Origin of the sequence: Vibrio sp. B1FLJ16 (assembly GCF_905175385.1) — a bacterium.
In the GTDB taxonomy this organism is placed as follows: domain Bacteria; phylum Pseudomonadota; class Gammaproteobacteria; order Enterobacterales; family Vibrionaceae; genus Vibrio.
The window spans coordinates 2442373-2462220 of the sequence record NZ_HG992749.1 but is presented as its reverse complement, the minus strand read 5'-3'; the positions used below and the strand labels follow the sequence as shown (position 1 = coordinate 2462220).

Sequence of the window (19848 nt, the reverse complement as noted above, 5' to 3'; positions counted from 1 at the left end):
GCTACGTTCTATGTAATAACAATCGTGATAGATGAGACATTGAAATTAATAAGTTAGCCCATCATATAGCAATAGAGCTGCGGTACGGGTATGACTGTGACCTTGGCTAAGGTATACTCACTCTAATTAATCGCCATTTTAGCGAAGAGACAAAAATGTTTGAGAATTTAACGGATCGATTATCCAAAACGCTGAAAAATATCAGCGGTAAAGGTCGTCTGACAGAAGACAACATTAAAGAAACCCTACGTGAAGTGCGCATGGCACTTTTGGAAGCAGATGTTGCGCTTCCTGTTGTTCGTGAGTTCGTGAACCGCGTTAAAGAAAAAGCGGTTGGTGTAGAAGTTTCTAAATCACTGACGCCGGGTCAAGAGTTCATCAAGATCGTTCAGACTGAGCTTGAAGCGGTAATGGGTGAGTCTAACGAAGCACTTAATCTAGCAGCACAGCCGCCAGCAGTGTTATTGATGGCCGGTCTGCAAGGTGCGGGTAAAACTACATCGGTAGGTAAACTTTCTAAGCTTTTAAAAGAGCGTGATAAAAAGAAAGTCTTGGTAGTGTCTGCCGACGTTTACCGTCCTGCGGCGATCAAACAGCTGGAAACGTTAGCATCAGACATCGGTGTCGATTTCTTCCCTTCGTCTCCAGATCAAAAGCCTATCGATATTGCGAACGCAGCAATCGACCATGCGAAGAAAAAATTCTATGACGTATTGATTGTCGATACCGCAGGTCGTTTAGCGATTGATGAAGAGATGATGGGTGAGATTAAAGATCTTCACTCAGCTATCAATCCGGTAGAGACACTGTTTGTTGTCGATGCAATGACCGGTCAGGATGCGGCGAACACTGCGAAAGCCTTTGGTGATGCACTGCCACTTACTGGTGTGATTCTTACCAAGGTTGATGGTGACGCGCGTGGTGGTGCGGCGCTGTCAGTTCGTCATATCACGGGCAAGCCAATTAAGTTCTTAGGTGTTGGTGAGAAAACTGACGCACTAGAACCATTCCACCCAGACCGTGTAGCATCACGTATTCTTGGCATGGGCGACGTTCTGTCTTTGATTGAAGACCTGCAACGTAACGTAGACCAGGAAAAAGCTGAGAAGCTTGCTAAGAAGTTCAAAGAGAAGAAAGGCTTCGATTTAGAAGACTTCCGTGAGCAACTAGGCCAGATGCAGAACATGGGCGGCATGATGGGCATGATGGATAAACTTCCAGGCATGTCTCAGCTACCTGACAATGTCAAAGATAAAGTTGATGACAAGATGTTCAAGCAGATGGAAGCGATCATCAGCTCGATGACAATGAAAGAGCGTCAGCGTCCGGAAATCATCAAAGGTTCGCGTAAGAAGCGTATCGCGGCTGGTTCGGGTGTACAGGTACAGGATGTTAACCGCCTTCTAAAACAATTCACCCAGATGCAGAAGATGATGAAGAAAATGCAGAAAGGCGGCATGAAAGGCATGATGCGTAATATGCAGGGCATGATGGGTGGTATGGGCGGAGGCGGTGGCTTCAACCCATTCGGTCGTTAATCGATTGCGCGTACTTTAGATTCAGGGTGTTAGCTACATCACAAACTTTAAATTCGATTTATGTTGGTGAAAAAGTAACTAAACCCCTTGCATTGCTCCGGTATAAGAGTAAAATTCCGGAGCTTTATTTTGGCACGAGACCCCAGATTGTTCAGATTACTGAATGGTTTTTGGGGTTAATTTTATTTTTGAGAAAGCAAAGAGGACGACATGGTAACCATTCGTTTGGCACGTCACGGCGCTAAGAAGCGTCCATTTTATCAAATCGTAGTAGCGGACAGCCGCAACGCTGCAACTGGCCGTTTCATCGAGAAAGTTGGTTTCTTTAACCCAACAGCTCAAGGTCAAGAAGAAGGTCTACGTCTAGACCTAGACCGCGTTAACCACTGGGTTGGTCAAGGCGCGTCTCTATCTGACCGCGTTGCTAAGCTAGTTAAAGACGCTCAAAAAGCGGCTTAATTTTTACTGTCAGAAGTAGAAACTAGTTTATGTCGATGAAAGGTAAAGAAACAATGAGCAACGAAAAGATTGTTGTAGGCAAGTTTGGTGCTACTTACGGCATTCGAGGTTGGCTTAAGGTTTTTTCCTACACAGACAATGCTGAAAGCATTTTCGATTACAGTCCTTGGTATATTAACCAAAAGGGCACATGGGTTGAGTACAAAGTAGAAAGCTGGAAGCGCCATAACAAAGGTATGGTGGCTAAGCTGGAAGGCATGGATGTTCGTGAAGACGCGCATTTAATGACTAACTTTGAAATTGCTATTGACCCTGCTGTGCTACCTGAATTGTCAGAAGATGAATTCTACTGGCGTGAATTGTTTGGGATGCAAGTAGTAACTACTAAAGGTTACGATCTGGGTGTCGTTACTGACATGCTGGAAACTGGCTCAAATGATGTTCTGGTGGTTAAAGCAAATCTTAAAGATGCTTTCGGGCAAAAGGAACGATTAATCCCGTTCCTTGAAGAGCAAGTGATCATTAATGTTGATCGCGAAGCTCAACGGATCGAAGTTGACTGGGATCCTGGATTCTAATCTCCAAAAATACAGAGCGAGATAAACATGTGGGTTGGCGTTATTAGCCTGTTTCCTGAAATGTTCCGTTCTGTTACTGATTTTGGAGTAACAGGTCAAGCGGTTAAAAAAGGTCTTTTGTCGATTGAGACTTGGAATCCTCGTGATTTCACTCACGACAAACATCGTACTGTCGATGACCGACCTTACGGTGGTGGTCCTGGTATGTTAATGATGGTTCAGCCTTTGCGCGACGCCATTCATGCTGCCAAGAAAGCCTCACCGGGTAAGACGAAAGTCATTTACCTCTCTCCTCAAGGTCGTAAGCTAGACCAGCACGGAGTTGAAGAGCTGGCAACAAACGAGAATTTACTTCTCATCTGTGGCCGCTACGAAGGGGTAGATGAGCGCATCATTCAATCTGAAGTCGACGAAGAATGGTCGATTGGGGATTTTGTGATGACGGGTGGTGAGATACCAGCCATGACGTTAATCGACTCAGTGTCCCGGTTTGTTCCGGGGGTACTAGGAGATTTCTCGTCAGCAGAAGAAGACTCTTTTGCCAATGGCTTGTTAGATTGCCCTCACTATACGCGTCCTGAAGTGTTGGATGGCAAAGAGGTACCAGCGGTACTGATGTCAGGCAATCACAAGGACATTCGTCAATGGCGACTCAAGCAGTCGCTAGGCCGAACTTGGCTAAGAAGACCAGAGCTCCTGGAAAACCTAGCTCTGACTGACGAACAGGAACAATTACTTGCCGAGTTCGTTAATGAGCATAAAGCCGTTAATGAGCATAAAGCAAAGTAACCTAATTTATTTAGTATCAGTTTATTCTAGGAATTTTAAAAATGAGTAACATCATCAAAGCTCTTGAAGAAGAGCAAATGAAACAAGACCTACCTAAATTTGCACCAGGTGACACTGTTGTTGTTCAAGTTAAGGTAAAAGAAGGTGACCGTGAGCGTCTACAGGCTTTCGAAGGCGTTGTAATCGCAATCCGTAACCGTGGTCTACACTCTGCTTTCACTGTACGTAAGATCTCTAACGGTGAAGGTGTTGAGCGTACGTTCCAAACACACTCTCCAATCGTTGATAGCATCGAAGTTAAACGCCGTGGTGCAGTACGTCGTGCCAAGTTGTACTACCTACGTGAGCGTTCTGGTAAGTCAGCTCGTATCAAAGAGAAACTTGCTAAGAAGTAATGCTATAACTAGCGTTCTCATTAAACGGAGTCCTTTGGGGCTCCGTTTTTTTATGTTTGCCTCATAACTGGCTATTTCCCTTTCTACCGTTGTCATCGGTGCTCATGTACTGGCGTACACTCCGCGCCTCTTCCTAGGTAGCAAGAAAAATATCTGCGTTCTGAGCTAAACAAATTGCTTGTGTTTAAATAACTTACTTAACCCGCTGAAATAGAGTGTGACTGTAAGTTGAAAGGCTGCAACCTCGATAGTAGTGAAGAAGCCTTCAGGGAAAGTTTTCCGGCAGGCAATAAAAAAGTTGACGCTCTCACGCCAACTTCCTCAATTTTTAGAACCTAGAACCTAGAACCTAGAACCTAGAACCTAGAACCTAATATTGATCTTCCGACCAGCCATCACTGTCTGACATATCAGGTGCGCCAGCAATGGCATTCTCTTCGTCTGCCCATTCACCAAAATCAATCATTTGACATTTTTTGCTGCAGAAAGGGCGATGAGGGCTCTGTTCACCCCATTCAACGTCGGCACCACACTGAGGGCATTGAACGATAGTAATTTTAGACATGGATTGCTCGTCGTTTGATAATTCTTGATTAACGAATTTTATCGAATTGAGAGGAATAATGAAATAGTAGCTAAGTGAACTTAATCTGGTGCAAAAAATCTGGCTTAGCTACAAACGGCTAGTTCGAACTCGACATCTTGTGTGCAAGCTTGTCCGCTTTCAAACGACATAAACTTAATGGCAAAGCGGTTTTTGTGGCCTGAGATCATCGGGTATACACCATGATTCATTGGGATGTGAAGTCGAAGAATGTTGGCCTCGTCTGCATCACTCTGGAAGAAACCAGCGCGCCCGATTTGAGCTTTAAACTGCCCGGTTTCACGGGTTAACTTGAGCCACAAGTTTAATGCATCAGACAGAGGTTTAAGACTGTCGAGCCATTTTTGTGCATCTTTCTTCTTACGTTCGATAGGTAAGTGTAACCAATAATGCAAGGCAGGTAAGTCGAAACAGCAAGATCCTCCAGGCAGGCTAAATCTCTGTCTGATTGAACTTAAAAAGCGATCTTCTTTTAGTGCCTGACCAAAACGCTCAGCCTTCATTAGCTGGCTATGGACAACGTCAATTTCGTTTAGCAGCGTAGTGAGTGCACTTTGATCAACACCTTCTACATTCAGCCAGTGACGATAAGATAAACGTTGTTTCTCGACATCTTTAGCCAGCTCGCTTTTGAGTTGAAGCTGTTCGAAGATCTCAACCATATCGAATAAGGCACGGAAGAATAGCTGATACTGATGGTTGTCAGTAAAACCAGAGGCTAAGTGAGCCTGACGCAGCAAAGACTCTACTCTTAGATAAATGCGAGTTTTCTCATTTAAAGGGTGTTCAAATTTGTGCGTTGTCATTGACATAAGCCTTGGTGAGTTTCGTTCTTATTTTCGCAGATTTTTCCTACACATGGCTAGGTACTTTTCATGCAAATCTGTGACTTGAAGCAAAAGTTCCTGGTCGTCTGGGTTATTTTTAACCACATCATCTGCAATATCGAGTCTTTGTTGTCTAGAAGCTTGCGATGCAAATATCGCTTGAGCCTGTTCCTCACTCACATTATCGCGTTTCATCGTGCGGGATATTTGCGTATTTGGATCGACATCAACAACAAGCACTCGGTCGCACAGGCTATCGAGTTTGTTCTCGATTAATAGCGGAACCACCAATAGCGCGTAATCAGACGTGACTTGCTGTAAATCCTCCAGCATTTTTTCGCGAATGATTGGATGCAGTAGGTTGTTTAGCCAGGCTTTTTCTTCCGGATTAGTGAAAATTCGCTCACGTAGCTTCGCTCGATCGAGCATTTGGTCTTCACGAACAATATCGCTGCCAAAGTGCTCAATAATTGCATTAAGCCCCGGAGTGCCGGGCTCGACTACTTCTCTTGCGACAATGTCTGCATCAACGATGTCGATTTTAAAATGCTGCTTGAACAGATTCGCCACGGTGGTCTTGCCGCTGGCGATACCGCCTGTTAAGCCAATAACTAAAGCCATTTATGCTCCCAGAATGGATGTGAAATACCAGCTTAGAATCTGATCACCCCAGAGCAAACTTACCCATCCGGCAATCGCTAAGTAAGGACCAAAAGGAAAGGCCTTCTCGATTCCTTTTTTCTGCAATCGTAGCTGAACTAATCCAAATATGACGCCTACAACAGAAGAAAGCAAAATGATCATAGGTAAAGATTGCCAGCCTAGCCAGGCCCCTAGCGCGGCTAACAGTTTAAAGTCGCCGTAACCCATGCCTTCTTTACCAGTAATCAGCTTGAAGCCCCAATATACCGACCAAAGGCATAAGTAGCCTGCGATAGCACCAATCACAGAGTCTTGCAGCGTAACAGGACTTATTCCCATCAATGCTAGGGCAATGCCAGCCCAAGTTAATGGCAATGTTAATTGATCGGGTAATAGCATCGTATCCAGATCGATAAAGGTTGCTGCTATCAGAACAAAGGTGAAAAAAATCAGTGCAATGGTGAAGTAGCTAAAGCCAAAATGAAATGCCACATAGCCGGAACAGGCAGCTGTCAGCAGTTCGATCAGCGGGTATCGTGAACTGATGGGGGCGCTGCAGTTATGGCATTTTCCTCTGAGGAACAGCCAGCTGAGTACCGGAATGTTATCGATAATACGAATAGGGATTCCGCATTTCTGGCAAGAAGAGCGGGGTACACTTAACGTAAGTACCTCTTTTGGCGGTTCTATGTTGTATTCTGGGAATGACTCCGCACATTCGCGTCGCCATTCCAGTTCCATCATTTTAGGCAGTCGGTAAATGACGACGTTGAGAAAGCTTCCCACAATCAAACCAAAAACCACGGCAAACACTACGAATAGCCACGGGTAATACTGGAATACTTCCATACATGTCTCTTGAGCGGTAAATCAAACGAGCAAGGTGCTGTTTTGATAAGATTAATTAACTTCCTCCATTCTAGCCTAATACGCTCATTAAGTTAAAGATTGGCAGGTACATAGCAGTGACGAGGCCACCAACGACGACCCCTAAAAAGACGATAATTAATGGTTCGAGAATTTTACTCAGGTTATCGACGGTATTATCGACTTCAAATTCGTAAATGGTCGCGACTTTATTTAGCATGTCATCTAGCCGCCCTGACTCTTCGCCGATCATCACCATTTGCAGTACCAGCTCGGGGAACACATCACAGTTGCGCATCGCCACATACATCGGCATACCTGCGGCAGTGTCACGGTAGACTTCTTCAACCGCCAGTTGGTAATGCATGTTGCCTGAGGTTTTCGATGTAGTTTTTAGACTGGTCAATATCGGAATACCGGCGCTAAAGCTGGTGGCAAGCGTGCGGCTGAATTTAGCAATGGCGGCTTTAGATAATACTGCGCCTAAAACGGGAATCTTCAATAACATTCTATCCATCATTAAACGGAAGGAATCTGAACGCTTGACCATGATGCGAGCTGAGATAATTAAGCTCAGTGCACCTAGTCCAATAAACGATCCCCAGTTTTGCATCCAGTCCGATAAGTCGAGCACTTGTCGGGTAAACCACGGTAAATCAGCACCAAAGCCGGAGAACATTTTTTCAAATTCAGGAATGACTTTGGTCAGCATCAGATACGACACTCCAAGCGCGACGAGGATAACCATCGCCGGGTAAATCAAGGCTTTGATCACTTTAGCGCGAAGTTCTTCGCTCTTTTCCCGGTAGGTGGCCAGTCGTTCAAATACTTCGGCAAGGTTCCCCGATTGTTCACCTGTCGCAATGAGATCCGTATAGAGAGCATCAAAGTGGTTACTGGCTGTGCGCATTGCCTTTGACATCGGCGTACCTGCTTCCACCGCGCGAGTAACGCTCATTAATGTCGATTTCATCTCGGCTTTTTTATGGTTGTTGGAAACCAGCTTCAAAGCCATAACTAATGGCACTCCAGTCACCAGCATGGTGGAGATCTGGCGGGTAAAAACGGTGATGTCTTTGCCTTTTACGCGGTGGCTTAGTTTGGTTAAGAAGGAAATGCTGCCCTTCTTGAGCTTTTTGATTTTTATATGCTGGGCATCTAAACGTTCACGAACTTCGATTTCACTCATGGCGAGAGTTTGACCGGAGGTTTTTTTACCTGAGCTGTTAATGCCTTTCCAACGGAAGTTTTTAAGTTGTGGGGTAGTGGTTTTCATAGGCTAGTAGACTGCTTCGTAAAGGATTAGTTAAAAATAGAGCACGCGTTGTAACTCACTAAAGCTGGTGATTCCTTGTTTGAGTTTCTCTAAACCGGACATTTGTAGGGTGCTCATGCCATTGCTGATGGCGAGCTTTTCCAGTTCGTGTACTGAAGCGCCTTTGATAAGTGCTTCTGATAAGGATTCATTAAAGTGCATCACTTCATAAATACCGGTACGGCCAGAGTAGCCGTGAGTGCATGCATTGCATCCGTGTGGGTTAGCTTGAAAAATGTTTTCGGTGGAGTGAATACCGACATGTTGTAAAGCAGCGGTAAGTTCTTGTGGCTGCTTGCAGTGAGAGCAAAGTTTTCGTGCCAAGCGTTGGGCAATGATAAGGCTTAGGGAAGAGGCGAGGTTAAAGCTTTCGACCCCCATGTTGGACAGACGAACCACGGTTTCGGCAGCAGAGTTGGTATGCAGGGTAGAAAGCACTAAGTGACCGGTTTGTGCGGCTTTAATTGCGATTTCTGCGGTATCGAGGTCACGGATTTCCCCGACCATCACCACATCCGGGTCTTGACGCAGGAAGGATCGCAACGCCTCAGCAAAACCAAAGCCAATTTTAGGCTGAACCTGAACCTGATTAATGCCGGATAAGTTGATTTCTACCGGATCTTCCGCAGTAGAGATATTGATTTCTGGTTTATTGAGAATATTTAACCCTGTGTATAGCGAGACGGTTTTACCACTCCCGGTCGGGCCAGTCATCAAAATCATTCCCTGAGGGCGACGCAGAGCATCTAAATACAGCTGTTTTTGTTGATCACTGTAACCGAGCTTATCGATATCCAGTGATGCAGCACTGCTGTCGAGCAGACGCAGTACAATCTTTTCACCAAACAGAGTAGGCAGGGTCGATACCCGCATATCAATCGCGGTGTCTTGATTGAGTTTTAACTTGATTCGTCCGTCTTGGGGCAAACGCCTTTCGGCAATATCGAGTTTAGACAGTATTTTGATCCGCGCTGATAAGCGGCGGCTTAAGTGACTGGGAGGTTGCTGGGTTTCAATCAAAATACCGTCACAACGCAGACGCACGCGGTACATTTTTTCATACGGTTCAAAGTGGATATCTGATGCGCCTTTACGCACCGCATCCAATAAAATCTGGTTGATATAGCGACTGACCGGAGATTCGTCCTGGCTTAAATCTTCGATGTTGTCGATTTCGTCGGCACCGATATCAACAAGGTTTGCCAGCTCGTCCTGGTTGATCTCTTTTAAGCCCGGTTTTTCCTGACCAATCGAGCGGCCATACAATCGCCGAATAGCGGCATCAATGTCGGCAAAGTCAGCAATAACCACATCGACCTGTAATCCGGAGGCAAAGCGAAAATCGTTTTCAGCTTGCTGATTGGTTGGGTCGGCAACTGCTAGGATTAACGTCGATGAAGTCTTCTGGACAGGAATGGCATGATGGCGAGTGATCAGTTCACGCAGGCCGAGCTGCTGACATAGGGCGGTAAAGTCGTAGTCAGACAGCTTGCACGAGGGCAGGCCAAAGGTTTCACTAAGCTGGGCGAGCAGTTCATCGGTTGTGAGATAGCCAGAACGAACTAACGCCTCCGGCATCGAAATGCCAGAAGCGTTGACTTGCTCTAGTAACGATTCTTCTTGGGCTAAGCTAAGTAACCCAGATTGGCGAAGAATCGTAGAGAGGTTGGTGAGCATTATTTACAAGTTTTAGGCAAAAGCTCTGCATCTAAATCTGCTGAAGAGCATGACCAGCCACCAGTTGAGGCTGCTCTAGTTAACGTAAGTTTTTTACCTGACACAAGCGAGCTTACACCTGCACTTGCTGTAGTTGAGAATGTAAAAGCTACATTTCCTCCATCTGTACTTTGGCCTGTAAATGAGACGCTTCCTAAGTGCATACTTGGAATCCCTAAAGCTGTAGGTGTTTGATCAGTTGTTGAACCATCAGGAAATAGTCCGTTTTCTACTGTAAATGCCTCTACATTAGTTTTAGCGCCAGTCAGGGTTGCTAATACTGATGCGACTTCGCTTTTAGCTACGTATTTCTGATACTGTGGCATAGCAATCGCTGCTAAAACACCAATCACTGCCACCACAATCATTAATTCAATCAGCGTAAAACCTTGCTGTTTTTTTTGTTTAACTGGTTTCATTTTTCTTTCCTTCTCAATGAAATAAATAATGCTGATGCATTGGCGCAAGAGTATGAAGAGAAGGGGCGGCTGAAAATGGGCTGATGGAAGGCTGTCGAGTGAGGTAAAACTCTTTGTATTTGAGTTGCATATTACCCGCAAATTTTTGCGAGTGATGTAATTGTTCGGGTAAATACAGTGTGTAAAAAGAGCCAAGTTGGCTCTTTTTACACACTGTATTTACTGCAACTAATTGAGTTTGAAGGAGTAAATTAGTTAATGTTTTGGTTGATTATTTGAAGCGCATCGAAAGATCCATCGCTTTAAGGTGCTTGGTTAGCGCACCGACTGAGATGTAATCCACGCCGGTTTCTGCGTATTCTACGATGGTGTCTAAGGTGATGTTGCCAGAGTTTTCCAGTGCCGCGCGACCTGCGTTGATGGCTACCGCTTCACGCATCATCTCTTTAGTAAAGTTGTCCAGCATGATGATATCCGCACCCGCTTCAATGGCTTGTTTCAGCTCGTCCAGGCTTTCTGTTTCGACTTCGACAGGTTTGCCCGGATTCAACTCTTTGGCGGTTGTGATCGCTTGAGTGATGCCACCACAGGCAATGATGTGATTTTCTTTGATCAGGTACGCATCAAATACGCCGATACGATGGTTAAAGCCGCCACCGCAAGCCACTGCGTATTTCAGTGCGCTGCGCAGGCCAGGGATGGTTTTGCGTGTGTCGAGTAAACGGCATTCTGTGTGCGCGATTTTCGCCGCGTACTCAGCGGTAATTGTTGCACAACCCGACAGCGTTTGAATAAAGTTCATCGCGTTGCGCTCACCAGTGAGCAAATCACGAGCAGGGCCAGTCAGCGTACACAGCGTTTGATTTGGTTCTACCTTATCGCCGTCTTGCACATGCCACTCGATAGTCACTTTACCGCCAAGCTGTTTAAAGACTTCATCCGCCCATGCCTGACCACAGAACACACCGTGTTCGCGAGTGATGATGGTTGCGGTGTTTACCGCATCAGCAGGGATAAGAGATGCGGTGATATCGTTATCGATATCCACGGTGCCACCTAAATCTTCTTTTAAGGTATCGGCAACGGAGCGAGAAATTTCTAAAGGCAGTTGCTGTTTCAGGTATTCTAGGCGTTCTTGGCTGTTGTGTGTGTTCTTCATCGCAAATCTAGTCTTGAAAGGGAGATGGCATCGAATGATACTCTCCGATGTCAATAATTTCAGCAGTTAATTTAGGGTCTGTTGACCTTTCAAGCTGATTTTTGCATCAGTTTGTGGGTTCTTTATACAAGGCCGAGGCTTTGAAATGTAGTTGTTCTACCTGATAAAGCCGATAACGCCGTAGAAAGGAGCCACAAACGCTGCCCGAAGGGTTCGAGCTGGGCGCCCCCGCTAAAAGCGTTTTGATCTTTGTTGAGAGGATTTTGCTTAGAATGACTAGGCTATAAATCTCTCGCCGCGATTAAAACGCTTTTGACTAGGCGTCCCCATCCGAACAAAATTTAACCGTGAAAGGTTAACAGACCCTACAAGTAGAGAGGTTGATATGTGCCTAAAAATCGAGAATGGCTGGTTGACGCAAGCTAAACACGTTCCATCACCATTTTTTGATGCTCGTTCAGACAAAGAAGACATCTCTCTGCTGGTGGTGCACAACATCAGTTTGCCTCCGGGTCAGTTTGGTGGCTCTTATATAGAAGACTTTTTTCAAGGCAAACTTGATTCGACTGCCCATCCATTTTTGAAGTTATTCACAAAATGGGAGTTTCGGCACACTGCCTGATCAAGCGAAATGGAGAGATTGTTCAGTTTGTCTCTTTTCTCGACAGAGCATGGCACGCAGGGCAGTCCAGCTTTGCAGGCAGAGCTAGTTGCAATGAATATTCGATAGGTATTGAGCTGGAAGGAACGGAGTTTGTTGCTTATACAGAAGAGCAATATCAATCACTTGCGTTGATGACACAAGCCATCATGCAGAGTTACCCTCACATCACACCGGAAAGAATTACCGGACATCAATATATAGCACCTCTGAGAAAAAGCGATCCTGGGCTGAGTTTTGACTGGGTAAAATATCGCCACTTAATTTGAAATTAAGTTGTGATAAAAATGTAAATAATAACGTCTACAATCAATAAGGCATGCGTTTTCGCATGCCTTTTTTCTTACATTAATTAGTTTCATTTGTTGAAAAGAAACTACATTTTTGGCTGCTCGAACACACTATTGGTTGAATTTCACACTGATTGTTTTGTCAATTCATGTTTTTACTTTTCAAATGGGCTAGCACGTCATTTGCCCAGTTGTTTTGTTTTTGTAATTGGTCAGACCAATGTTATTGCTGTTTTAACCGTCAATTGTTATCAGAGTGTTCTTGGTAGGCTCTTTCTATGATTTAGGTCAATTTTTGGCTGGACAGTGACGTTTTAATTATGTTAATTTCTGCCCCAACTTAAAATTGGTATTACCAATTACCTGCAAGAGTAAAAGAATAATAAATTATGGCTTATCAAAGGATTCGTCAGCCAAAGCTCTCTGATGTTATTGAACAAGAGTTAGAAAGGTTGATTGTGGAAGGAACATTGTCTCCGGGGCAACAATTGCCACCAGAGCGCGAGCTGGCAAAACAGTTTGACGTGTCTCGTCCATCGATCCGTGAGGCAATCCAACGCCTTGAAGCTAAGCGTCTTCTTACTCGTCGTCAGGGTGGTGGCACTTTTGTTAGCGAGAACATCTGGAAAAGTTTCTCAGATCCATTGTTAAATTTGTTGTCTAGTCACTCTGAAACTCAGCTGGATTTACTGGAAACGCGCCATGCGATGGAAGGTATTGCCGCTTATTTTGCAGCTGTTCGTGGTACCGAAGAAGATTTTGCGCGTATTCAAGCCTGCCTTGAACGAATCAGCAAAGAACAATCAAACAACGATGTCGAAGCTGAATCGGCTGAAGTGATGCAGTTCTTGATTGCTTTAACAGAAGCGGCGCACAACGTAGTGCTACTACACATTGTGCGCAGTCTGGCACCTTTGCTTGAACAAAATATTCTGCAGAATTTTAAATTATTACGTCGCCGCCCAGAAGCGGTCGAAAAAGTAAGTAAACACCGAGCTAATGTTGTGGATGCGATTGTATCTGGTCAGCCAGAGAAGGCGCGCGAGATGTCTCATTCACACCTAGCTTATATTGAAGAAACATTGTTGGATTTGACCAGAGAAGAGTCTCGTCGTGAACGCTCTTTACGTCGAATGCAGCAGGGCAATGACTCGTAAAGACGATTTGTTTGTTTTATAGATCCAACCAACAGAAGGATAGATCGCCATGTCTGATATGAAGCATGACGTAGATGCACTGGAAACTCAAGAATGGCTACAAGCACTTGAGTCAGTTGTACGTGAAGAAGGCGTAGAGCGTGCTCAGTTCCTACTTGAGCAAGTTCTGGACAAAGCACGTCTAGACGGTGTTGACATGCCAACTGGTATCACCACGAACTACATCAACACGATTCCAGCAGATCAAGAACCAGCATACCCAGGTGACACAACACTTGAGCGTCGTATTCGTTCCATCATCCGCTGGAACGCAATCATGATCGTTCTGCGTGCATCGAAGAAAGACCTAGAGCTAGGCGGCCACATGGCGTCTTTCCAGTCTTCTGCTGCATTCTACGAAGTATGTTTCAACCACTTCTTCCGCGCTCCAAACGAGACGGACGGTGGCGATCTAGTTTACTACCAAGGTCACATTTCACCTGGTATCTACTCTCGTGCATTCGTTGAAGGTCGTCTGACTGAAGAGCAGCTAGACAACTTCCGTCAAGAAGTAGACGGTAAAGGTATCCCGTCATACCCGCACCCTAAACTAATGCCTGAGTTCTGGCAGTTCCCTACAGTTTCTATGGGTCTAGGTCCAATTTCTGCGATCTACCAAGCGCGTTTCCTTAAGTACTTAGAAGGCCGTGGTCTGAAAGATACTTCAGCTCAACGTGTTTATGCCTTCCTAGGTGACGGTGAGATGGATGAGCCAGAATCACGTGGTTCACTTTCTTTCGCTGCGCGTGAGAAGCTAGACAACCTAACATTCCTAATCAACTGTAACCTACAGCGTCTAGACGGCCCTGTAATGGGTAACGGTAGCATCATCCAAGAGCTAGAAGGCCTATTCAAAGGTGCTGGCTGGAACGTTGTTAAAGTTATCTGGGGTAGCAACTGGGATGCACTACTTGCTAAAGACACAACTGGCAAGCTTCTACAGCTAATGAACGAAACTGTAGATGGTGATTACCAAACATTTAAATCTAAAGATGGTGCGTACGTACGTGAGCACTTCTTTGGTAAATACCCAGAGACAGCTGCACTAGTTGCAGACATGACTGATGACGAAATCTTCGCACTTAAGCGTGGTGGTCACGAGTCTTCTAAGCTGTACGCAGCTTACAAAAACGCAGCGGAAACTAAAGGTCGTCCAACTGTAATCCTAGCTAAGACTGTTAAAGGTTACGGCATGGGTGAAGCGGCTGAAGGTAAGAACATCGCGCACCAGGTTAAGAAGATGGATATGACTCACGTACTACACCTACGTGATCGTCTAGGTCTACAAGACATCCTAACTGACGAAGCAGTGAAAGAACTTCCGTACCTGAAACTTGAAGAAGGTTCAGCGGAATACGAATACCTACACGCTCGTCGTAAAGAACTAAAAGGTTACACGCCACAGCGTCTACCTAAGTTCACTCAAGAGTTTAAAGTACCTGAGCTAGAAGAGTTCGCACCGCTACTAAGCGAGCAGAAGCGTGATATCTCTACAACAATGGCTTACGTTCGTACTCTTAACATCCTGCTTAAAGACAAGAACATTGGTAAGAACATCGTTCCTATCATCTGTGATGAAGCACGTACGTTCGGTATGGAAGGTCTATTCCGTCAGATCGGTATTTACAACCCGCACGGTCAGAACTACACGCCACAGGATCGCGACATCGTTTCTTACTACAAAGAAGCGACATCTGGTCAGGTTCTACAGGAAGGTATCAACGAGCTAGGCTCAATGGCTTCTTGGGTAGCTGCTGCAACGTCTTACAGCACTAACGATCTACCAATGATCCCGTTCTACATCTACTACTCAATGTTTGGTTTCCAACGTGTAGGTGATATGGCATGGCTAGCTGGTGACCAACAAGCACGTGGTTTCCTACTAGGTGCAACTGCTGGTCGTACAACGCTAAACGGTGAAGGTCTACAGCACGAAGATGGTCACTCGCACATCATGGCGGGTACGGTTCCTAACTGTATTTCTTACGACCCAACGTTCGCATACGAAGTAGCAGTAATCATGCAAGACGGTATTCGTCGCATGTACGGTCCTGAGCAAGAGAACGTGTTCTACTACCTAACAGTAATGAACGAAAACTACGCAATGCCAGCAATGCCAGAAGGCGCTGAAGAAGGTATCCGTAAGGGTATCTATAAGCTTGAGTCTTACGCGGGTGACAAGTCTAAAGTTCAGCTAATGGGCTCTGGTACTATCATGAACGAAGTACGTAAAGCAGCGACTATCCTAAGCGAAGAGTACGGCATCGCGTCTGACGTGTTCTCTGTAACGTCATTCAACGAACTGACTCGCGACGGTCAAGCGGTAGAGCGTGACAACATGCTACACCCAGAAGCTGAAGCGAAAGTACCTTACATTGCACAAGTAATGGGTACTGAACCTGCAATCGCAGCGACTGATTACATGAAGAACTACGCAGAGCAAGTTCGTGCGTTTATGCCTTCTGAGTATTACAAAGTACTGGGTACTGATGGCTTCGGTCGTTCAGACAGCCGCGAAAACCTACGTCGTCACTTCGAAGTGAACGCAGGTTACGTAGTAGTAGCTGCACTATCTGAACTAGCTAAGCGTGGTGATGTTGAGAAATCAGTAGTAGTTGAGGCTATTGCTAAGTTCGACATCGACACTGAAAAAACTAACCCGCTATACGCTTAATTGAGAAGGTAAATAAGAAATGGCAATCGAAATTAATGTACCAGACATCGGTGCGGATGAGGTTGAAGTTACTGAGATTCTTGTAAGCGTAGGCGACAAGGTTGAAGAAGAGCAGTCTCTGATCACAGTTGAAGGCGATAAAGCTTCTATGGAAGTTCCAGCTTCTCAAGCAGGTATCGTTAAAGAAATCAAAATCGCAGAAGGCGACAAGGTTTCTACTGGTTCTCTAATCATGATTTTCGAAGCCGAGGGTGCAGCTGAAGCTGCACCTGCTCCTGCGGCAGAAGCAGCTCCAGCAGCGGCTCCAGCTCCAGCAGCAGCGGCAGAACTGAAAGAAGTTCACGTACCAGACATCGGTGGTGACGAAGTTGAAGTTACTGAAATCATGGTAGCAATCGGCGACAGCATCGAAGAAGAGCAATCTTTGATCACTGTAGAAGGCGACAAAGCTTCTATGGAAGTTCCTGCACCATTCGCGGGTACGCTTAAAGAGATCAAAGTAGCAGCAGGCGATAAAGTATCGACTGGCTCTCTAATCATGGTATTCGAAACAGCAGGTTCAGGCGCTCCAGCAGCTCCAGCAGCTCCTGCAGGAGTTGAAGCTCCAGCGGCAGCAGCTCCTGCAGCATCTGCGGCGAAAGAAGTTAACGTTCCAGATATCGGCGGCGACGAAGTTGAAGTAACTGAAATCATGGTTGCAGTTGGCGACACAGTGGAAGAAGAGCAATCTCTGATCACTGTTGAAGGCGACAAAGCTTCTATGGAAGTTCCTGCACCATTCGCTGGTACAGTTAAAGAAATCAAGATTGCAGCTGGCGACAAAGTGTCTACTGGCTCACTAATCATGGTATTTGAAGTGGCCGGCACTCCGGTAGCGGGCGCAGCACCTGCTGCAGCAGCTCCAGCTCAAGCGGCAGCTCCAGCTCAAGCGGCAGCACCTGCAGCGGCAGCTCCTAAAGCAGAAGCTCCAGCGGCAGCAGCTCCAGCAGCGACTGGCGATTTCAAAGAGAACGATGAGTACGCTCACGCGTCTCCAGTTGTTCGTCGTCTAGCTCGTGAGTTCGGCGTAAACCTTTCTAAGGTTAAAGGTTCTGGTCGTAAGAGCCGTATCCTGAAAGAAGACGTTCAGAACTACGTGAAAGAAGCGCTTAAGCGTCTTGAGTCTGGTGCAGCAGCATCTGGCAAAGGCGACGGTGCAGCTCTTGGTCTACTACCATGGCCAAAAGTGGACTTCAGCAAGTTCGGTGAGACAGAAGTTCAACCTCTATCTCGCATTAAGAAGATCTCTGGTGCTAACCTACACCGTAACTGGGTAATGATCCCGCACGTTACACAGTGGGATAACGCAGACATCACGGCTCTTGAAGCATTCCGTAAAGAGCAAAACGCGATTGAAGCGAAGAAAGACACTGGCATGAAGATCACTCCACTTGTGTTCATCATGAAAGCGGTAGCTAAAGCACTTGAAGCGTTCCCTGCGTTCAACTCTTCTCTATCAGAAGACGGTGAGAGCCTAATCCTGAAGAAATACGTGAACGTTGGTATCGCGGTAGATACGCCAAACGGTCTGGTTGTTCCTGTATTTAAAGACGTGAACAAGAAAGGCATCTACGAGCTATCTGAAGAGCTAATGGTTGTTTCTAAGAAAGCACGTGCTGGTAAGCTAACTGCAGCTGACATGCAAGGTGGCTGTTTCACTATCTCTAGCCTTGGTGGCATCGGCGGTACTGCGTTTACTCCAATCGTAAACGCACCAGAAGTTGGTATCCTGGGTGTGTCTAAGTCAGAGATGAAACCGGTATGGAACGGTAAAGAGTTCGAACCGCGTCTACAACTTCCACTGTCTCTATCATACGACCACCGTGTGATCGATGGTGCTGAAGGTGCGCGCTTCATTACTTACCTGAATTCATGTCTATCTGACATTCGTCGTCTGGTTCTTTAATAGAAGTTAGATGAATGAGAGGCGGCCAATTAGCCGCCTCTATTACTAATCGTTATCGACAATTTCTTCATCTCTCTTACTCTCGTAAGGGATTTTACAAGCGAATTGTTGTCTAGCTCACAGGCTAAATTGATTTACTTTTCACACCATTAACATCTCTGTAAACTGTTAGCGGTCTGAAATCACTGTTTAAAACCTTACTTAAACAAAAAAAGAATCAAAAAATCACTCAGCCTGTTAGGGATAATGACTACAAGAGGTCAAAATGAGCAAAGAAATTAAAGCCCAAGTTGTTGTACTTGGTTCTGGTCCTGCTGGTTACTCCGCGGCATTCCGTTGTGCGGATCTAGGTCTTGAAACTGTACTAGTTGAACGTTACAGCACTCTAGGCGGTGTGTGTCTGAACGTGGGTTGTATCCCATCTAAAGCACTTCTTCACGTTTCTAAAGTTATTGAAGAAGCGAAAGCAATGGCTGACCACGGCGTTGTTTTTGGTGAACCGCAAACTGATATCAACAAGATCCGTATCTGGAAAGAGAAAGTTGTTAACCAACTGACTGGCGGTCTTGGCGGTATGGCTAAGATGCGTAACGTAACAGTTGTTAACGGTTACGGTAAGTTCACAGGCCCTAACTCTATCCTTGTAGAAGGTGAAGGCGAGTCGACAGTTGTTAACTTTGACAACGCAATCGTAGCTGCTGGCTCTCGTCCAATCAAACTGCCATTTATCCCGCATGAAGACCCACGTATTTGGGACTCTACTGATGCTCTTGAACTGAAAGAAGTGCCAGAAAAACTACTTATCATGGGTGGTGGTATCATCGGTCTGGAAATGGGTACGGTTTACCACTCTCTGGGTTCTAAAGTTGAAGTTGTTGAGATGTTTGACCAGGTAATCCCTGCTGCAGACAAAGATATCGTCAAGGTTTACACCAAGCGTATCAAAGACAAGTTCAAGCTAATGCTGGAAACGAAAGTAACGGCAGTTGAAGCGAAAGAAGACGGTATTTACGTTTCAATGGAAGGCAAGAAAGCACCTGCAGAAGCAGAGCGCTACGATGCAGTTCTTGTTGCTATCGGTCGTGTACCAAACGGTAAACTAATCGACGGTGAAAAAGCGGGTCTGGAAATTGACGAGCGCGGCTTCATCAACGTTGATAAGCAAATGCGTACTAACGTTCCTCATATCTTCGCAATCGGTGACATCGTTGGCCAACCAATGCTTGCTCACAAAGGTGTGCACGAAGGTCACGTAGCGGCTGAAGTTATCTCTGGTAAGAAGCACTACTTTGACCCTAAAGTTATCCCTTCAATCGCATACACTGAGCCAGAAGTGGCTTGGGTTGGTAAGACTGAGAAAGAAGCGAAAGAAGAAGGCATCAAGTACGAAGTGGCAACATTCCCATGGGCAGCATCAGGTCGTGCAATCGCATCTGACTGTTCAGACGGTATGACTAAGCTAATCTTCGACAAAGAAACTCATCGCGTAATTGGTGGTGCTATCGTTGGTACTAACGGTGGTGAACTGCTAGGCGAAATCGGTCTTGCAATCGAGATGGGTTGTGATGCTGAAGATATCGCTCTGACTATCCACGCTCACCCGACTCTACATGAATCTGTAGGTCTGGCTGCTGAAGTCTTCGAAGGTTCTATCACTGACCTTCCAAACAAAAAAGCAGTTAAGAAGAAGTAAGTTTCTCTGCTGAGTAACAAAAGCCGCTGACATTCAGCGGCTTTTTTGTGTGCGAGAGCATATGTTCTTTTAAGTATAAAA

General features: G+C 45.6%; 17 protein-coding genes and 1 pseudogene. 10 read left to right on the top strand and 8 right to left on the bottom strand.

Going from position 1 to position 19848, the window contains the following annotated elements:
- The first annotated feature begins 155 nt into the window (after window positions 1–155).
- The 5 genes from ffh (at window position 156) to rplS (ending at window position 3759) form a co-directional block, all read left to right on the top strand.
- Window positions 156–1538 carry a signal recognition particle protein gene (gene ffh / locus KHN79_RS11095; RefSeq protein WP_182008852.1) on the top strand — a complete coding sequence of 461 codons (1383 nt, stop codon included), beginning with the start codon at window positions 156–158 and terminating at the stop codon, window positions 1536–1538.
- A 210-nt stretch (window positions 1539–1748) separates the two neighbouring features.
- Entirely contained in the window at window positions 1749–1997 is a 249-nt protein-coding gene (rpsP, locus tag KHN79_RS11090) for a 30S ribosomal protein S16 (RefSeq protein WP_004410028.1), read from the top strand.
- Between the two features lie 29 nt (window positions 1998–2026).
- Window positions 2027–2575: a ribosome maturation factor RimM gene (rimM, locus tag KHN79_RS11085; protein ID WP_182008851.1), complete on the top strand. Its 549-nt coding sequence runs from the start codon at window positions 2027–2029 to the stop codon at window positions 2573–2575.
- 27 nt (window positions 2576–2602) lie between these two features.
- On the top strand, window positions 2603–3364 hold the full coding sequence (gene trmD, locus KHN79_RS11080) for a tRNA (guanosine(37)-N1)-methyltransferase TrmD (protein WP_182008850.1): 762 nt from the start codon (window positions 2603–2605) through the stop codon (window positions 3362–3364).
- Window positions 3365–3405: 41 nt separating this feature from the next.
- Window positions 3406–3759 (top strand): 50S ribosomal protein L19, encoded by a 354-nt coding sequence (gene rplS / locus KHN79_RS11075; RefSeq protein ID WP_145532528.1) that lies wholly within the window; start codon window positions 3406–3408, stop codon window positions 3757–3759.
- Between the two features lie 370 nt (window positions 3760–4129).
- Here rplS and yacG read toward each other — a convergent pair whose 3' ends face one another.
- The 8 genes from yacG to nadC form a co-directional block, all read right to left on the bottom strand.
- Complete coding sequence (gene yacG / locus KHN79_RS11070; protein WP_014232956.1) at window positions 4130–4324, bottom strand: DNA gyrase inhibitor YacG; 195 nt, start codon at window positions 4322–4324, stop codon at window positions 4130–4132.
- Window positions 4325–4428: 104 nt separating this feature from the next.
- Complete coding sequence (gene zapD, locus KHN79_RS11065; protein WP_182008849.1) at window positions 4429–5169, bottom strand: cell division protein ZapD; 741 nt, start codon at window positions 5167–5169, stop codon at window positions 4429–4431.
- Between the two features lie 27 nt (window positions 5170–5196).
- Window positions 5197–5811 (bottom strand): dephospho-CoA kinase, encoded by a 615-nt coding sequence (gene coaE / locus KHN79_RS11060; RefSeq protein ID WP_182008848.1) that lies wholly within the window; start codon window positions 5809–5811, stop codon window positions 5197–5199.
- The gene (locus tag KHN79_RS11055) at window positions 5812–6681 is read right to left on the bottom strand and encodes an A24 family peptidase (RefSeq protein ID WP_182008847.1); all 870 of its coding nucleotides are present in this window, start codon (window positions 6679–6681) and stop codon (window positions 5812–5814) included.
- Window positions 6682–6751: 70 nt separating this feature from the next.
- Window positions 6752–7975: a type II secretion system F family protein gene (locus tag KHN79_RS11050; protein WP_182008846.1), complete on the bottom strand. Its 1224-nt coding sequence runs from the start codon at window positions 7973–7975 to the stop codon at window positions 6752–6754.
- 30 nt (window positions 7976–8005) lie between these two features.
- A complete protein-coding gene (gene pilB / locus KHN79_RS11045; RefSeq protein WP_182008845.1) occupies window positions 8006–9691 on the bottom strand; it encodes a type IV-A pilus assembly ATPase PilB in 1686 nt (561 codons plus the stop codon).
- Window positions 9691–10149: a pilin gene (locus KHN79_RS11040; RefSeq protein ID WP_182008844.1), complete on the bottom strand. Its 459-nt coding sequence runs from the start codon at window positions 10147–10149 to the stop codon at window positions 9691–9693. The genes pilB and KHN79_RS11040 overlap by 1 nt, the downstream gene beginning before the upstream one ends.
- Before the next feature lie 271 nt (window positions 10150–10420).
- Entirely contained in the window at window positions 10421–11308 is an 888-nt protein-coding gene (gene nadC / locus KHN79_RS11035; RefSeq protein ID WP_182008843.1) for a carboxylating nicotinate-nucleotide diphosphorylase, read from the bottom strand.
- A 385-nt stretch (window positions 11309–11693) separates the two neighbouring features.
- Here nadC and ampD point away from each other — a divergent pair.
- The 5 genes and pseudogenes from ampD to lpdA all read left to right on the top strand — a co-directional run bounded on the left by ampD (window position 11694) and on the right by lpdA (window position 19767).
- Window positions 11694–12238: pseudogene (ampD, locus tag KHN79_RS11030) on the top strand (1,6-anhydro-N-acetylmuramyl-L-alanine amidase AmpD).
- 410 nt (window positions 12239–12648) lie between these two features.
- On the top strand, window positions 12649–13416 hold the full coding sequence (gene pdhR, locus KHN79_RS11025; protein WP_182008842.1) for a pyruvate dehydrogenase complex transcriptional repressor PdhR: 768 nt from the start codon (window positions 12649–12651) through the stop codon (window positions 13414–13416).
- Window positions 13417–13465: 49 nt separating this feature from the next.
- Window positions 13466–16129: a pyruvate dehydrogenase (acetyl-transferring), homodimeric type gene (gene aceE / locus KHN79_RS11020; protein ID WP_182008841.1), complete on the top strand. Its 2664-nt coding sequence runs from the start codon at window positions 13466–13468 to the stop codon at window positions 16127–16129.
- Between the two features lie 19 nt (window positions 16130–16148).
- Window positions 16149–18074, top strand: a complete 1926-nt coding sequence (aceF, locus tag KHN79_RS11015) for a pyruvate dehydrogenase complex dihydrolipoyllysine-residue acetyltransferase (RefSeq protein WP_182008840.1) — start codon at window positions 16149–16151, stop codon at window positions 18072–18074.
- A 265-nt stretch (window positions 18075–18339) separates the two neighbouring features.
- Window positions 18340–19767 (top strand): dihydrolipoyl dehydrogenase, encoded by a 1428-nt coding sequence (gene lpdA / locus KHN79_RS11010; protein WP_025506972.1) that lies wholly within the window; start codon window positions 18340–18342, stop codon window positions 19765–19767.
- Window positions 19768–19848 lie beyond the last annotated feature (81 nt).

Coding starts and splice junctions, on each gene's coding strand:
- ffh (WP_182008852.1), top strand. CDS start 156: ATGTTTGAGAATTTAACGGATCGATTATCCAAAACGCTGAAAAATATC.
- rpsP (WP_004410028.1), top strand. CDS start 1,749: ATGGTAACCATTCGTTTGGCACGTCACGGCGCTAAGAAGCGTCCATTT.
- rimM (WP_182008851.1), top strand. CDS start 2,027: ATGTCGATGAAAGGTAAAGAAACAATGAGCAACGAAAAGATTGTTGTA.
- trmD (WP_182008850.1), top strand. CDS start 2,603: ATGTGGGTTGGCGTTATTAGCCTGTTTCCTGAAATGTTCCGTTCTGTT.
- rplS (WP_145532528.1), top strand. CDS start 3,406: ATGAGTAACATCATCAAAGCTCTTGAAGAAGAGCAAATGAAACAAGAC.
- yacG (WP_014232956.1), bottom strand. CDS start 4,324: ATGTCTAAAATTACTATCGTTCAATGCCCTCAGTGTGGTGCCGACGTT.
- zapD (WP_182008849.1), bottom strand. CDS start 5,169: ATGACAACGCACAAATTTGAACACCCTTTAAATGAGAAAACTCGCATT.
- coaE (WP_182008848.1), bottom strand. CDS start 5,811: ATGGCTTTAGTTATTGGCTTAACAGGCGGTATCGCCAGCGGCAAGACC.
- KHN79_RS11055 (WP_182008847.1), bottom strand. CDS start 6,681: ATGGAAGTATTCCAGTATTACCCGTGGCTATTCGTAGTGTTTGCCGTG.
- KHN79_RS11050 (WP_182008846.1), bottom strand. CDS start 7,975: ATGAAAACCACTACCCCACAACTTAAAAACTTCCGTTGGAAAGGCATT.
- pilB (WP_182008845.1), bottom strand. CDS start 9,691: ATGCTCACCAACCTCTCTACGATTCTTCGCCAATCTGGGTTACTTAGC.
- KHN79_RS11040 (WP_182008844.1), bottom strand. CDS start 10,149: ATGAAACCAGTTAAACAAAAAAAACAGCAAGGTTTTACGCTGATTGAA.
- nadC (WP_182008843.1), bottom strand. CDS start 11,308: ATGAAGAACACACACAACAGCCAAGAACGCCTAGAATACCTGAAACAG.
- pdhR (WP_182008842.1), top strand. CDS start 12,649: ATGGCTTATCAAAGGATTCGTCAGCCAAAGCTCTCTGATGTTATTGAA.
- aceE (WP_182008841.1), top strand. CDS start 13,466: ATGTCTGATATGAAGCATGACGTAGATGCACTGGAAACTCAAGAATGG.
- aceF (WP_182008840.1), top strand. CDS start 16,149: ATGGCAATCGAAATTAATGTACCAGACATCGGTGCGGATGAGGTTGAA.
- lpdA (WP_025506972.1), top strand. CDS start 18,340: ATGAGCAAAGAAATTAAAGCCCAAGTTGTTGTACTTGGTTCTGGTCCT.